Annotated in this window: 14 protein-coding genes; 7 read left to right on the top strand and 7 right to left on the bottom strand. The window is 65.7% G+C overall.

Features of this window, described 5'->3' with window-relative positions; all coding sequences use genetic code 11:
* The 3 genes from AC1MLZ_RS22645 to AC1MLZ_RS22635 are packed head-to-tail and all read right to left on the bottom strand — an operon-like array spanning window position 1 to window position 5,724.
* Entirely contained in the window at window positions 1–3,267 is a 3,267-nt protein-coding gene (locus AC1MLZ_RS22645) for an error-prone DNA polymerase (RefSeq protein WP_480962166.1), read from the bottom strand.
* Window positions 3,264–5,048 (bottom strand): Y-family DNA polymerase, encoded by a 1,785-nt coding sequence (locus tag AC1MLZ_RS22640; protein WP_480962165.1) that lies wholly within the window; start codon window positions 5,046–5,048, stop codon window positions 3,264–3,266. The genes AC1MLZ_RS22645 and AC1MLZ_RS22640 overlap by 4 nt, the downstream gene beginning before the upstream one ends.
* The gene (locus AC1MLZ_RS22635; RefSeq protein WP_480962164.1) at window positions 4,963–5,724 is read right to left on the bottom strand and encodes an ImuA family protein; all 762 of its coding nucleotides are present in this window, start codon (window positions 5,722–5,724) and stop codon (window positions 4,963–4,965) included. Before AC1MLZ_RS22635 ends, AC1MLZ_RS22640 begins: the two co-directional genes overlap by 86 nt.
* A 304-nt stretch (window positions 5,725–6,028) precedes the next feature.
* Here AC1MLZ_RS22635 and AC1MLZ_RS22630 point away from each other — a divergent pair, with 304 nt between their 5' ends.
* Entirely contained in the window at window positions 6,029–6,472 is a 444-nt protein-coding gene (locus AC1MLZ_RS22630) for a hypothetical protein (protein ID WP_480962163.1), read from the top strand.
* On the opposite strand, the gene AC1MLZ_RS22625 is transcribed toward AC1MLZ_RS22630, so the two are convergent.
* A complete protein-coding gene (locus tag AC1MLZ_RS22625; protein ID WP_480962162.1) occupies window positions 6,469–6,627 on the bottom strand; it encodes a hypothetical protein in 159 nt (52 codons plus the stop codon). The two genes, AC1MLZ_RS22630 and AC1MLZ_RS22625, sit on opposite strands and share 4 nt — an antisense overlap.
* 58 nt (window positions 6,628–6,685) lie before the next feature.
* On the opposite strand from AC1MLZ_RS22625, the gene AC1MLZ_RS22620 reads away from it, so the two are divergent.
* Together AC1MLZ_RS22620 and AC1MLZ_RS22615 are read left to right on the top strand one after the other, a co-directional pair.
* Entirely contained in the window at window positions 6,686–6,955 is a 270-nt protein-coding gene (locus tag AC1MLZ_RS22620; RefSeq protein WP_262827081.1) for an HU family DNA-binding protein, read from the top strand.
* A 49-nt stretch (window positions 6,956–7,004) separates the two neighbouring features.
* Window positions 7,005–7,628: an SOS response-associated peptidase gene (locus AC1MLZ_RS22615; protein WP_262827082.1), complete on the top strand. Its 624-nt coding sequence runs from the start codon at window positions 7,005–7,007 to the stop codon at window positions 7,626–7,628.
* Window positions 7,629–7,670: 42 nt separating this feature from the next.
* Here the strand turns inward: AC1MLZ_RS22615 and AC1MLZ_RS22610 are convergent, their stop codons facing one another.
* The 3 genes from AC1MLZ_RS22610 to AC1MLZ_RS22600 all read right to left on the bottom strand — a co-directional run bounded on the left by AC1MLZ_RS22610 (window position 7,671) and on the right by AC1MLZ_RS22600 (window position 9,781).
* Window positions 7,671–8,540 (bottom strand): DUF7146 domain-containing protein, encoded by an 870-nt coding sequence (locus tag AC1MLZ_RS22610; RefSeq protein WP_480962161.1) that lies wholly within the window; start codon window positions 8,538–8,540, stop codon window positions 7,671–7,673.
* Between the two features lie 251 nt (window positions 8,541–8,791).
* Window positions 8,792–9,115: a single-stranded DNA-binding protein gene (locus tag AC1MLZ_RS22605; protein ID WP_480962160.1), complete on the bottom strand. Its 324-nt coding sequence runs from the start codon at window positions 9,113–9,115 to the stop codon at window positions 8,792–8,794.
* Window positions 9,116–9,166: 51 nt separating this feature from the next.
* Entirely contained in the window at window positions 9,167–9,781 is a 615-nt protein-coding gene (locus tag AC1MLZ_RS22600; RefSeq protein WP_480962159.1) for a hypothetical protein, read from the bottom strand.
* 492 nt (window positions 9,782–10,273) lie between these two features.
* Between AC1MLZ_RS22600 and AC1MLZ_RS22595 the strand changes: the two genes are divergently transcribed.
* From AC1MLZ_RS22595 to AC1MLZ_RS22580, 4 genes are read left to right on the top strand one after another with little or no spacing between them, the layout of a single operon-like run.
* Window positions 10,274–10,930, top strand: a complete 657-nt coding sequence (locus AC1MLZ_RS22595; RefSeq protein ID WP_480962158.1) for a muramidase — start codon at window positions 10,274–10,276, stop codon at window positions 10,928–10,930.
* Window positions 10,927–11,280, top strand: coding sequence for a hypothetical protein (locus AC1MLZ_RS22590; protein ID WP_037533367.1), 354 nt, complete (start codon window positions 10,927–10,929; stop codon window positions 11,278–11,280). Before AC1MLZ_RS22595 ends, AC1MLZ_RS22590 begins: the two co-directional genes overlap by 4 nt.
* Window positions 11,277–11,882 carry a lytic transglycosylase domain-containing protein gene (locus tag AC1MLZ_RS22585; protein ID WP_480962157.1) on the top strand — a complete coding sequence of 202 codons (606 nt, stop codon included), beginning with the start codon at window positions 11,277–11,279 and terminating at the stop codon, window positions 11,880–11,882. Before AC1MLZ_RS22590 ends, AC1MLZ_RS22585 begins: the two co-directional genes overlap by 4 nt.
* Window positions 11,879–13,207, top strand: a complete 1,329-nt coding sequence (locus AC1MLZ_RS22580; protein WP_480962156.1) for an LPD7 domain-containing protein — start codon at window positions 11,879–11,881, stop codon at window positions 13,205–13,207. Before AC1MLZ_RS22585 ends, AC1MLZ_RS22580 begins: the two co-directional genes overlap by 4 nt.
* Window positions 13,208–13,211: the final 4 nt, after the last annotated feature.

Here is a 13,211-nt window from a genome sequence, read left to right as displayed (position 1 = left end):
TCAACGAAAGTCATGCGATTTGAAGCGCACCGCGTCCTCGGGGTCCATGCCTTCGGCGTGCGGCGGCCAGTAGCAGTTGCGGGGCTCCGGCTTCCAACCCGCGTCACCCCGGTCAGGCGATCCGGCATGCTTGGCCCCATCGCCGCGGCCGGTCCGATGGGGGAACGACATCTCGCCCACGCGGTGCAGCAGGTCACCATGGTCGATGATCCGGTCGCAGATGACGTGGATCACCTCCCCCTCTTTCTGCACCCTGCCCTTCATGCCGATCATAGACGCAGACATGATCGTGCGGCGTTGCCGCTCGAACCGATCCGGCCACAGAATACCGTTCGCGATCCCCGTTTCGTCCTCGATCGTGATGAACAACACGCCCTTGGCGGAGCCGGGCTTTTGGCGGACCAGAATGATGCCAGCGACCTCGACGTGCCGGCCATCCCGAATGTTCGCGAGTTCGGCGCATTTGGTCACGCCGCGTCGCGCAAGTTCACCTCGGACGAACGTCAGCGGATGCGCCCGCAGCGACAGCTGCAGCGAGCGGTAATCCTCGATCACCTCGCGGCCGTCCGTCAACGGACGGAGAGCGACGGACGGTTCGATCCCTTCGGCGCTGATCGTCTCTGCAGCGCGATCCGCAGCCGCGAACAGCGGCAGCGGCGCCTCGCCAAGCCCCCTTACCTTCCACAGGCCCTGCCGGCGATCGGCACCGAACGCGTGAAACGCATCGGCATCCGCCAGCTTCTCGATCGCCGCGCGCTGGACACCTGACCGGCGCCAAACGTCCTCGACCGAGTCGAACAATGTCGTGCTGCGCGCGCCTACGATCGCAGCCCCGTCGGCGTTCGACAGCCCACGCACTTGGCGCAGGCCGAGCCGCACCGCGAGGTAGCGGCCGCCTGTCGGCTCCAACGTGCAGTCCCAGCGGCTCGCGTTGATGCACGGGGGCCGAACCTCAACATCGTGTGCCTGGGCGTCGCGCACGATCTGCGCGGGGGCGTAGAACCCCATCGGCTGCGCGTTCATCAGCGACGCGCAGAAGACGTCGGGATGGTGATGCTTCATCCAGCTCGAGGCGTAGGAAATCTTGGCGAAGCTCGCCGCGTGGCTCTCCGGGAAGCCGTAGGAGCCGAAGCCCTCGAGCTGGCGGAAGGTGCGTTCGGCGAAGTCGCGCGGATACCCGCGCGCGACCATTCCCTCGACCAGCTTTTCCGAGAAATGCGATACGCCACCGGTGACTTTGAAGGTCGCCATCGCTCGGCGCAGCTGATCCGCTTCCGCCGGGGTGAAGCCCGCGCCCACGATGGCGACTTTCATCGCCTGTTCCTGGAATAGTGGTACGCCGAGCGTCTTTTCCAGCACCGCGCGCAGCTCGGGCCGAGGATATTCTGGCTTCTCCAGCCCCTCGCGGCGACGAAGATAGGGATGAACCATATCGCCCTGGATCGGCCCTGGTCGGACGATCGCGACCTGGATCACGAGATCGTAGAACCGTCGCGGCTTCATCCGCGGCAGCATCGACATCTGCGCGCGGCTCTCGATCTGGAAGGTGCCGAGCGTATCCGCCTTTTGGATCATCGCGTACACCGCCGGATCGTCGTCCTGGAGGTCGGCCAAGCCGACGCGGATGCCCTTATCCTGCTCGAGCATGTTGAAGGCGCGGTTCATGCAGCCGAGCATTCCGAGGCCGAGCACGTCGACCTTCATGAACTTCAGCGCATCGATGTCGTCCTTGTCCCACTCGATGATCTGGCGATCTTCCATCGCGGCGGGCTCAATCGGCACGAGATCGTCGAGCCGATCATGCGTCAGGACGAACCCGCCCGGGTGCTGGCTCATGTGGCGGGGCACGCCGATCAACTTGCGGGCCAGTTCCAGGGTCAAGCGCAGCCGTCGATCGCCGATATCGAGGTTGAGTTCCTCGACCTGCTTCTCACCCACGCCTTCGGCGGACCAGCCCCACACCAGCCCCGCCAGCGAGGACGTCAGGTCTTCGGGCAACCCCAATGCCTTGCCAACATCGCGCACCGCACCGCGAGCGCGGTAGCGCTGGACGACCGCAGTCAGCGCGGATCGGTCACGGCCGTAGGTCTCGTAGATCCACTGGATGATCTCTTCACGGCGCTCATGCTCGAAGTCGACGTCGATGTCGGGTGGTTCGCGCCGCTCGCCCGACACGAAGCGTTCGAAGAGAAGCTCGTGCTTGATCGGATCGATCGAGGTCACCCCCAGCACGAAGCACACGCACGAGTTCGCGGCCGAGCCACGCCCTTGGCACAGGATGCCGCGGCGGCGTGCTTCGCGCACGATCGCATAGACGGTCAGGAAATAGGGCGCGTAACCGAGCTCGCCGATCAACCGCATCTCGTGGCCGATCTGGTCGGTATAGGCAGCCGGCACGTTGCCATCGAACATCCGCTCGACCGCCTCGGTCGCCAGCTTCTGCAGCGCGTCCTGCGCACTCAGGCCATCGATCAGCCGCTCGTGGGGATATTGATAGGCCAGCTCACCAAGATCAAAGTTACAGGCCCGGGCGATATCGACGCTGGCGCGCAGCGCATCGGGATAATCACGAAAGCGCCGGACCATTTCCTCCGGTGATTTGAGCGCGCGATCGGCGTTGATCTCACGGCGGTAGCCGAGCTCATCAACGGTGCACTTCTCGCGCACGGCCGTAACCACGTCCTGCAGAAGGCGGGCTTCGGGCGCATGGTAGAGGACGTCACCGGTTGCGACCGCGCGGACGCCGGCGCCGCCAGCCTGCCTAGCCAGCGCATCGATACGGACGGCGTCGTCCGGCCGCCGGCGCTGGAACAGCGCCATGTACCCGCGTCGGCCGTAAACCGTCTTCAGGTCGGCAAGTGCCGCAAGGTTCGCCTGATCCGCCTCGTCCGGTAGCAGGATAGCGATGATCCCCTCCGACCATGGCTCAAGGTCGTGCCAGTGCAGCAAGCAGCCCCCCTTCCCCGCCCGCTTCTTCCCGACGGTTAGGAGCCGCGTGATCCGTGACCAGGCGGGGCGATCGGTCGGATAGAGGATCAGGCGGCGCCCGCAGGAAAGATTGACACGCGTACCCGCGATCGAGCGGACGCCGGTCGCCTTTTGCGCCTCCCAGGCGCGCACGACGCCCGCCACCGTACCGATGTCGCTGATCCCAATCGCGGAATACCCGAGCAGTGCCGCCGCCGCGAACAGCTCGTCGGGGCTCGACGCGCCGCGCAGCAGCGAGAAATGGGTGAGCACCTGAAGCTCGACATAGGGCGCGCTCATGCGAACACGCCGTGGATCCACCAGCTGAGATCGCCGGTATCATCATGGGTGCCGTCGCCGCGCCGGAACACCCAGAAACGGCCGCCTGCTTCATCCTCGACGCGGTAATAGTCCCGCACCGCCCAGGTCTCGGCGTCGCGGCGCCACCATTCGCCGTGGATCCGCTCGGGGCCATCGCCGGCGACGACCTTGTGCGCCTCGCCACGCCACTCGAAGCGCCGCGGCGGTTGATCGGGCAGCAGCGCGATGACGCCCCACAATGGCTCCGGTCTGGCGAACAGACGCACAGGTCGCTGCCATATCGGCCACCCTGCCGGCATTTCGACCGGGTCGGCGCGCGCGACCGCTCGCTCGGGTACATGGCTCGGGATCGGCGCGATCCGATAGACGGCATTCGGGCCAATGCGGCCGGCGACGACATCGACGAGGCGCGCGGGGTCGCGCACCAGAACCTCGCCGGCTAGCACTGCGCCGAGATCCACTGCATCGAGCGGCTCGGTATGCGGCGCCACAAGCAGGAACTGCTCAAGCCCCAGTCCGGGATCAATGCGCTCGATCCTGAGCTTCAGCAGTCGCAGGAGATGGGGAACTTCGCGTGTCGGCCGCGATGTCCCGACGGCAACCACCTGTTCCGTCCCGTCGACGCACAGCCCCGACAGTCGGAGCGATCGCGCACCGAGCCCTCTCGCCTGCAGTACCTCGGCCAAATCGCCCAGCAGATCTTCCATCACCTGCGCGATCGCCTCGGCCGTGCCGATCGGCTCGAGCAAGCGGCGCTCGACGGCTGGAACGGTGACATCTTCGCGCGGTGTGATCGGCTCCGCTACGCCACCGAGCGCCTGATCAAGCCGGGTGATGGCGGGCAGGCCCAGCCGCCGCGCGAGCGGGCCGCGCGCGACCGGCAAAAGGTCTGCGATAGTCTCGAAGCCGAACCGCTTGGCAGCGCTGAGCGCCGTGCCGGTCAGCCGCAAGGCAGCGATCGGTAGCGATGATATCGCTCGGACCGTACCACCGGCCGGCACGATCGTCAGATCTTCCCGGCCGTACCGGGCGAGCGCGTGTGCGGCACCGGGCGTGTCGGCGACCGCAACGCGCGCGGTAAACCCGGCACGCTGGCAAAAGGCGCGCAGGCGTCGGCAAAATCGCTCTTCTCCCCCGTAGAGGTGATCGCAGCCGGCGAGGTCGAGCCACAGGCCATCGGTCGGCGTCGCGGCCGCAATGGGCGACCAACGCCGAACGGCAAGCAGCGCCAGGCGATCGAGCAGGACTGCGTCCGCCTCTGGTTCGGCGGGCCGGAAGTCGAGATCGGACACCAGCGCGCGGGCATGCGTCGCGGCCATTCCGACATGGATGCCGAGCGAGGTCGCCGCGGCACAGACGGCCACAACTTCCTCACGACGCCCGACCTTGCCGACAAGCGCCAGCGGAGCGTGAGCGGTTGCGGGCCGTGTCACGATCATGGCCGGTCGCGTGACCGACTGGTCCTTGTACGGATGGCTCGCAGCTTCCGATCGCCGCCCGAGTTCGCGCATGGGCGGCTTCGCATGCGCCGGAAGCGCGGCTATCTGCCCGGCAACCTCGGCCTTGGTAGGCGATTGCGCCCGCGCCCAGCGCGCACCCGGCCGCCATCCGCCACCCCTCGGGACAGAGCATTCACCCGGATCGTCGTCGACCGGAAGCTGGAGCGCGGGCCGCTCAGGCCGCGGCGTAGCGTGCCGGTCCAGCCGTCTCAGCCGCTCGATGGCCAAGTGCGGCAGGAACAGCGAGACAACCCGTCTCATCGCACCCCTCCACGATCAATGAGAAGGACCCGCCAGTGCGTTGACGCGCCAGCTCGACCGACCAACGGGCGCGTCCCACCCCGGCAACCGCGAGCCGCTGCGACGGGGCGCTGGCGACCCGCCAGCGCGTCCAGGCAGCGGAGGGCTCGCCGAGCGGGTCTTGCGATCGGCCCCGCCAGCGGCGCAGGAGCAGTACGGGAATGTCGGCTTCAGCAGCGACGAGCTGCAGGCGCCGCGTGGCGACCATCGAAACCTTTGCCGCCTCGGCCACGACCGCTGCCGGCGTACCATCCCGGATCGCGTCCTCGACAACCGCCAGAAGCGCGGCGTCGTCCTTGGGCTGGGCGTAGATCACGTTCGCCGAGCACAAGCCGGCTTGCGCCAAGCCGGGGGCGTAGAGATCGTTCCGGCAGCTTGCCCAAAGCACCGGGGCACGAGTGTTCCGCGCTTCTCGCGCGGCTACACCGGCAAGGAACAGCGTGGCAGCCGCATCGTCGACCAGCGAACAGGTCCGTGCGGCGACCTCGTGCAGTGCTCCAGCCCGGAGCCCTCCCCCGTTCAGACGATTGTCGAGGTCACTCACCCCGAACGGCAGGACCCGGTATTCGGCGATCGGCATCGCAATGCTTCGCAGATGGGCGATGCTCTGGGGAAGCGAATCGAGGGCGGCTGACATGGTGGTTAGACTCCACGTGTTCGCTTTATGTTCCGTTACCGCCGACGCTTGGTCAACGGATTTATGTCTGCCGGACCGAGTCTTTGGGCTTGACCGCAGCCGAGGGCCGGACGGTACGGAGTCGTAACGAATACTAGGTCTACAGCGCGATCTCGAGTGAGTTGCCAGTGTCGCCGCGCACGATCGCGGGCAGTCGCCACGAAAACTGACGGTACGCACCGCGTGGAACGGTTACACAACAGACCAAAAACAAACCAAGAAGATTTTGCTTTCGTTCTGCCATCGGCTGACTCATAGAATCGAGATGCCGATCCGCCCTGAAAACCGCTGGCTTTACCCGATCGACTGGCGCCAGCTGTCGGACGTGATCCGGTTCGATCGGGCCGGCGCGCGCTGCGAGCACTGCTCGAGGCCGCATATGCGTCGGGTCGCCCATCTTGGCGATGGTCGCTGGTGGGATGCCGATGCCGTGTGTTGGCGCTCCGGCCGTGGCAAGCGGATCGCGCTCAAGGGCGGCTTCATTCTGGCGTCGGTACGAACGACTTATGTCGTGCTGGCTTGTGCGCATCTCGATCACGATCCAGGCAACAGCATGCCCGGCAATCTCGCGGCGCTCTGCCAGCGTTGCCATATGATCCACGATGCGGCCGAGCATCGATGGCAGCGCTGGTGGAACGTCTTTCGCCTGCGCGCGATCCGCGACCTGTATGAAGATCCGCGCGTCACGCGAGAGCGCAGCGCGCGTTAGAAATCCAGCCTGCGGCTTTGCATCGGCTCGGCCGCCAGCTCGGCGATCGGCCCCTGCCCGCACCCGGCCTGATACACCTCGTCCACGTCATGATTAGCTAGTTTGCGGACCATCGAGCGGGCGCCCGCGACGTACGCATCGTCGAGCAGCATCATTGTATCGGCGCTCGGCACGGCTAAGGTCCGGCCAGATCCACTAGGGAGAGTAAGTAGCATGAACATCGGTGAACTGGCGAAGGGCGTCGCTGGGACGACAGGCACGAGCGAGGCAGAGGCCAAGGCCGCAATCGCCGCCGTGTTTGACCAGATCGCAAGCGCGGCCGCAAAAGGCGAAGACGTCTCGATCGCCGGCTTCGGCAAGTTCTCGGTCAAGGATCGTCCTGAGCGCCAGGGCCGCAATCCGTCGACCGGCGAGGCGATGACGATCGCTGCATCGAAGAAGGTTTCGTTCACGCCCGCCAAGGGTCTGAAGGACAAGCTCTAAGGCCAGAGTGCCGGCGGGCGGAGCTTGCCGGCACCGAAAGGGTGCTCGGATGTGCAATCGATACAGGCTGACCGCGAAGCAGGCGGAGATCGCGGCGACATTCGGCATCCGCCCGCCTTACGAGCCCGACGAGACGTATCCGGTCCCCGACATCTTTCCGACGGGCAAGAAGACGCCGTTCTACGGCCAAGTGGTCATCCAGGACGGCGCCGACCGGAAGATCGAGCGGATGGAGTGGGGTGTACCGACACAGGTGCCGAGCAAGCGCGATCCAGCGGTCAAGCTCACCAAGTACGTGACCAACGTGCGCAATCTCAGTTCGAGCTTCTGGCGGTCGATGCTGACGACGCCGGGGCGTCGTTGCCTGGTGCCGGTGACGGCGTTCTCCGAGTTCGGGATCGCGCCTGGCGAGGACGGAAAGAAGCCGCTGCACTGGTTCGACGTGCCTAGCCGCCCGATTTTTGCCTTTGCCGGAATCTGGCGACCGACCGAGCGCGGGAATGCCTATGGGTTCTTGACCACCGAGCCGAATGCGATCGTCGCGCCGATCCATCCAAAGGCGATGCCGGTGGTCCTTCACGACGACGACTATGATCACTGGCTATCGGCACCATGGGACGATCTGAAGGGGCTCGTCGCCCCCTACCCTTCCCAGTTGATGCGGCTTGGCTGACACGCCCATGATCCGCGTAATTCAGCTGCCGCAGTTGCGGTTTCATGCGCTTCGCTGGTGCGCGCGCCAGGCGTCGTTCCAGTCGTCATGATCCTCGGGCACGCGGCTGATGAGCTCGCGCCCGTTCGCTGTCAGGTGATCGCGTGCTTTTTCGAGCAGGCGTTCGGCAGCGCGGCCTCGGTCACCGTAAACGATCACCCGGCGGACCTTCTCCGGGATCGCGACGAAGGCTAGCCGTTCGACACCGCCCAGCGCCCATGTCGGCGTCCCGAACCATTGCGTCGCCGATCGGGCGTCCTCGATCCCTTCGGCAAGGCCCAGCTCTTCGGTCGCAGGCGCAAGACGGATCGCTGCTGTGCCGAGCAGTCCGAGCGCAACCTTCGGCTTTGGGATGGGCTTGCGCAGCACGTCGACAGGATCGAGGAAGGTCCGCTGGACGGCAACCAGTCCGAGGTCGTTTTCGACTGCGGCGATCATCGCGGGCATTACGCGTCTGTCGGCACCAGAGCCGAATATGGTCGCCGGGTTGAAGCGCAAGGCGTTGGGATAGGGCGCGGAGAGGCCGCGGGCGACGAGATAGGCTTCGGCGAGCGTGCCCGCGACCGGCACGCTGGCATTCCAGAGACGCAGGGCGAGCGCGCCCATGTCGCGCTTTGGTTTTCCCTCCGGCATTGCCACCGCAGAACGGTCATGGAGCTTTTGGCGCTGAAGCGCCTTCAGCACCTCGAGCGCTGTACAGCCGGCAAAACAGTGGAAGAGGATCGCCGAATCGCCGAGGCGGACGGACAGGCTGGGTGAGCCATCGTCATGGGCAGGGCAGCGGCATTCGCCGCGAGTGCCGCGCCACACCCCGCCGAGCTGTTCGACGATGTTCTTGGCTCGGATTTCGGCATCGAGCGGTAGTCTCGTCATCGGCCATGTCCTGTGAAGTTGGTCGGTTTCGGTCACTTTAGCCTCCGGAAAATATCACCGAAGGCACAGGCGGCATCCTCCACTCTGGATGGTCGGCATGAGAAGGTGGGCCGCGCGCGGCGCGACGATCTCTTTCGTCCGGGTGGCAACCAAGCGAGGATCGTCACCCGACCGGGTTGGAACGGCCACGCTGGCTCGACCGCAACGCGGCGGAGGTGGAGCCGTGCCGCCAACCCGCTTCCGACCCCCAATCAGCTATGCTCGGCTTCGGCCTTGGTCAGGATCGAGAAGGTGTCGGCGATCAGCTCGGTGCGGTAGGAAACCTCGTTGCCTTCGCCGTGGTTGCTCTCGCGGACCCGGCCGGTGACATGCACCAGATCGCCCTTCCCGGCTGCTTCGACTTGGGGTCCGATATTGGAGAAGCACACGACGCTGTTCCACAGCGTGTCGGTCTTCCAGTCGTCGCCGTCGCGCCGGTTATAATTGGCGGCGACGCTCACATAGGTGACCTTCTCGCGCGCCGTGATTTTGCCGATGCGACCGATGATCCGGAACTCGGCAATATTCTGTGGCATGATTTCCTCCTTGGTTGATGTTGGGGTCGGATCCGGCGGGCCTGTGCGAGCCTAGTCGCGCTCCTCTTGCCGGTGCGCAAAGTGGTAGCGCGCCAAATTCTCGGGCGTCGCGTATGTGTCGTAGGCCTTCGTCCAGTCGCGCCGGATGGCCTGCTGCGCCGTCCGAAGTGGCAAGCGGCGCTCGCAAACCAGTCGCCACAGGACATAGGCCAAGGCATTCTTGTCGGCCGCGTTCGCCTGGCCGCGCCGGGGCTGGAGCCACAGATCGCGTAGGTCGAGCGGCGCGCCGCCAAGCGAGATCGGGATCAGATGGTCGAGTTCGTAATCGGCGAAGGACTCGCCCGGATGCTGCGCGTCCATCAAGCGCCGTTTGACGGGCGCGGTAACCGCGAAGGAGGGGCGGACCGATCGGGCATAGCCGGGTCGGCAAATCGTCGTGCCGATGTTCGCCTGAGTGATAAAGGGATCGACGGCCCCTGGCGTGTCGCGGGGCGGCAGGATGCTGGTTCGGTCCACCCGCAAGACGGGATTGCGGAGCGCCGTTGATAGGCCGGCAACGGCGTCGCAGAAGTCATGCGTCGCAGCGACGCTGCAGGCCGAAACCTCACCTCGCTTCCCAGCCCGCTTGTCGTCGAACGGCCGATACCAGAAGCCGATGGCGATCAAGAGCGCCAATCCGCCCGATATAGCTTGCAGCTTCAAGAGCGCATGGCCCGTATATCCACCGTCGTTCCAGTCACCTCGAAACCACTCGACAACTGACTCAGCTAAGAGCTGGCCTAGCTGATAATTGCCTAAAGCCGTTTGAAACACATATCATACGGTCATGGTGCAATACCGTGCCTTTCGTCGCAATAGATTACGCCGTATCACTCCACAATCGCGATTGAATTGCTCCAGATGTGTTGTTGTTTGCCTGCTGCTTCGGGTTTAACCTTTTGGTGTCGATGTCCTGTAGTCGCTGACATCTGCTTGGGTTCAATTCAGCATTGGTGCATTGATGTGCTTCCGGCGAGTATCCTAGCGAAGGCAATTCAACTCTGTGCCGCCGGGCTAGCCGTGGCCGGAACGCCATCTCCCGCGTCGCTCGCAATCTCCGTTCGTTCGGGTGGGGTCCTCGCTCGGCAGCCGGTCAACGCAGCTGACGCAGAGGCGACGGTGCGTGATCTGCTCGCGTTGGGCGCGGACTTCGAGGCGGGGCCGCTGGCGATCCGCGGCCGTGATTTCGCGACTTACGGTATCACGCCGGCAACGGTTTTTGATGCCTGCGCGCTCTCGCATATCGACGACGACCGGTCTTCTATCGGCTCCGTGGGCGCGCCCTCGGTGTCGAACGTCGCAGACCTCGTTCGTCGCGCCTTTGGCTCGCGGATCACCGATACGATCCGCCCAATGAACGCCAGCTTCGGCGCGCGGTATAGCTGGCACAAGTTCGGCCAGGCGGTCGATTTCGTTCCCGCAGGCGGCGTCCACGCGATCGACCGCGAGCAGATCCGCGCGCTCATGGCACAGAGCGGTATCCGGATCATCGAACTGCTCGGGCCGGGGGATCGCGGTCACTCGAACCACTGGCATGTCGCGTTCGCGCGACCCGGGCAGGTCATCGACCGGACCCGACCGATCGAAGGCGACGAGGACTGGATCATCACCGTCGCACAAGGCGACGCGCCGTCCCCGCCGACGCCCGCCGGAGTTGAGGCGGCCCCCGCACCGACCGCGCCGGCCTCGGCCCTCGCGCTTGCCGCCAATGCACCGGCGCAGTGGGACGTGTTCGCAACCGAAGAGTGGCGCGCAGTTCATGGAGGTGGCTCATGATCCGATACCTGACGACCAAGCTGGGCGGCACTACTGGCGCCATCGCGCTGTGCGTGGCCGGCGTCGTGGCGGTCGCGGCCCCACAACCCGCGTACGCGTCGGACTGGGGGTGTCAGGTGGTCCTCTGCCTTGCGACACCCGGTTCGCCGACGAAATATGTCGAGTGCGTCCCGCCGATCACGAAACTCTGGAACGCCCTCGCTATCGGCGGCTCGTTCCCGACCTGCACCGGGGTCGGCGTCAAAATGAAAAAGGCCAAGCACGGCTACGACCTGACCGTGACGCAGGCCGATGGCGGAACGTCGCGGTACGCGCTCGACACCCGCTACCAGACGGTGACGCAGCAATGATCCACGCCATCGCCGCGATCACCATGCTCGCGCAGCAATGCGCGCCTGAGATCGCGACCGAGGCGGTTGTTCCCCTGGTCGTGACCGAAAGCGGCGGCGACGATCTGGCGATCAATATCAACAAGGGGCCGCGTGTCCGCGCCGCGTCGATCGCCGACGGTGCCGCGCTGGTGCGGCGGTACATGGCGGCCGGCTATACGGTCGATGTCGGGTTGGCTCAGGTGAACTCCGCCAATTTAGCGCGGTTGGGCGTTACCGTCGAACAGGCCTTCGACCCCTGTACGAACCTGCGCCTCGCATCCTCGATCCTTCGGGCGGGATATGGCCTCGCGATCCAGCATTATACGGGGCTGGACGCGATCTCAGCGACCTATTCGCTCTACAACACCGGCACGCTGACGCGCGGTTTCCACAATGGCTATGTCGGTCGCGTCTGGTCGGCCGCGAGCGGCATGGGGACGATCCATACACCCCCGCCCATCCCGGGCTCGGCGTCGGCGTCGGCGCCGACCGCCACGCCCGCCTCGGCAAAGCAAGGGATCGCCGAAGCTAGCTGGGTGGTGGGGCAGATCGATTCCAGCGCGGTTCAGGTCTTCAAATGAGCGCGGATAACAGCGTTGCGCGGGGCGGCCTCGATGCGCAAACGCAAGCCGAACAGGCTGCGTTCCAGATCCCGCCTGAGCTGGCGACACGTTATCAGGTCCGGATCATCGAGCCGTCCGACGGCAGCGAGCGCCGCGTCGGCATGTTCCTGCCGACGGATCGCGAGAACCCGTCGATCGAGATTGCCGGCGATCGCATCGTTGCTCGAAACGAGGATCCCGAGACCGTCTCGGCTCTGGTCACGATCGCCAAGCACAATGGCTGGGAGGGCATCGACGTCGAAGGTTCGCCTGAGTTTCGTCAGGCCGTGTGGACGGCGGCGTCGCGCGAAGGCCTGACGGTGCGCGGCTATGAGCCGAGCTTCGACGAACAGGCGCGATTGGAAGAGCTGCGTCGCGCCGATGCTGCACGACGCGACCGTGAGGTGGCGGAAAAGCCGGCGCCGACTGTCGAACCCGTCGCTCCGACGGCGGCTGTCGGGGCGACGGAGGCGACAGTCCTCGCGCCGTCGGCCGACGCGGAGAGGAACGGCGCGCCTCAGCCGTTGCCAAGCGGAAGCAGCACCGAATTGTCCGACGCAGACAAGCGCCTCCTGTTGACGGTGAGCGTGCACACGCAGGATCGCAAGGCGCTCTACGCGGCCGTCAACGAGGACATGGACCCCGTGCGGAGGGAGGTTCAGGCCGAACGTATCGATCTGAACAGGGATGCGCTGAACGGGGCGCTGGAGCGGGCCTTGGAAAGCCCGACGCTGGTCAACGCCTTCTCAAGGTCCGGTTATGAACCCGACGGTCTGCGCCAGATGGCGCGCGACGGCGCGTGGGACGGCGAGGTCGCCGATGCGATCTACATCGTCCGCTCCGGGCTCAACCGGCACGAAGTCGCCCGCGAAGCCGGTGCGAACGTGCCGCTCGGCGGCGCGCTCGCCGCCACGCCCGAAGACCGCCTGGCCGGCGAAGCGACGGCTGCGCCCGAGCGACAGCCCGAACAGGAACCCCATATCGTTCGGGAGGAGCGCCTTCGTCAGGCCGCGCCTGAGCGACGTCACGAAAATGACGAACTGGCCGAACTGTTCCTTCATGGCGGGGCGGAGCGTATTGCCGCCGAGCCGCGCCTCGCCAACGCGCTACAGGCGCAGGCGGCGATGGATCAGCACCTTGGTGCGGCGTTCGATGGCGACGCGGAACGGATGACGTCCGCGAGCTTGGAGAGCCGCCACATGATCTCGGACGTGCTGCGGCGCGGCCTGGATGTTTCGGTCCGCGAGCCGACGCCTGTTCGGCAGGTCGAGCCGATCCGCCCCACCCACGATCTCGAGAGGTAAACCC

This window comes from Sphingomonas sp. PEI4 (genome assembly GCF_056679955.1).
The sequence above is the reverse complement of the archived record's forward strand: the minus strand, read 5'-3'. Positions and strand labels throughout refer to the sequence as shown.

Coding starts and splice junctions, on each gene's coding strand:
- AC1MLZ_RS22645 (WP_480962166.1), bottom strand. CDS start 3,267: ATGAGCGCGCCCTATGTCGAGCTTCAGGTGCTCACCCATTTCTCGCTG.
- AC1MLZ_RS22640 (WP_480962165.1), bottom strand. CDS start 5,048: ATGAGACGGGTTGTCTCGCTGTTCCTGCCGCACTTGGCCATCGAGCGG.
- AC1MLZ_RS22635 (WP_480962164.1), bottom strand. CDS start 5,724: ATGTCAGCCGCCCTCGATTCGCTTCCCCAGAGCATCGCCCATCTGCGA.
- AC1MLZ_RS22630 (WP_480962163.1), top strand. CDS start 6,029: ATGCCGATCCGCCCTGAAAACCGCTGGCTTTACCCGATCGACTGGCGC.
- AC1MLZ_RS22625 (WP_480962162.1), bottom strand. CDS start 6,627: ATGATGCTGCTCGACGATGCGTACGTCGCGGGCGCCCGCTCGATGGTC.
- AC1MLZ_RS22620 (WP_262827081.1), top strand. CDS start 6,686: ATGAACATCGGTGAACTGGCGAAGGGCGTCGCTGGGACGACAGGCACG.
- AC1MLZ_RS22615 (WP_262827082.1), top strand. CDS start 7,005: ATGTGCAATCGATACAGGCTGACCGCGAAGCAGGCGGAGATCGCGGCG.
- AC1MLZ_RS22610 (WP_480962161.1), bottom strand. CDS start 8,540: ATGACGAGACTACCGCTCGATGCCGAAATCCGAGCCAAGAACATCGTC.
- AC1MLZ_RS22605 (WP_480962160.1), bottom strand. CDS start 9,115: ATGCCACAGAATATTGCCGAGTTCCGGATCATCGGTCGCATCGGCAAA.
- AC1MLZ_RS22590 (WP_037533367.1), top strand. CDS start 10,927: ATGATCCGATACCTGACGACCAAGCTGGGCGGCACTACTGGCGCCATC.
- AC1MLZ_RS22585 (WP_480962157.1), top strand. CDS start 11,277: ATGATCCACGCCATCGCCGCGATCACCATGCTCGCGCAGCAATGCGCG.
- AC1MLZ_RS22580 (WP_480962156.1), top strand. CDS start 11,879: ATGAGCGCGGATAACAGCGTTGCGCGGGGCGGCCTCGATGCGCAAACG.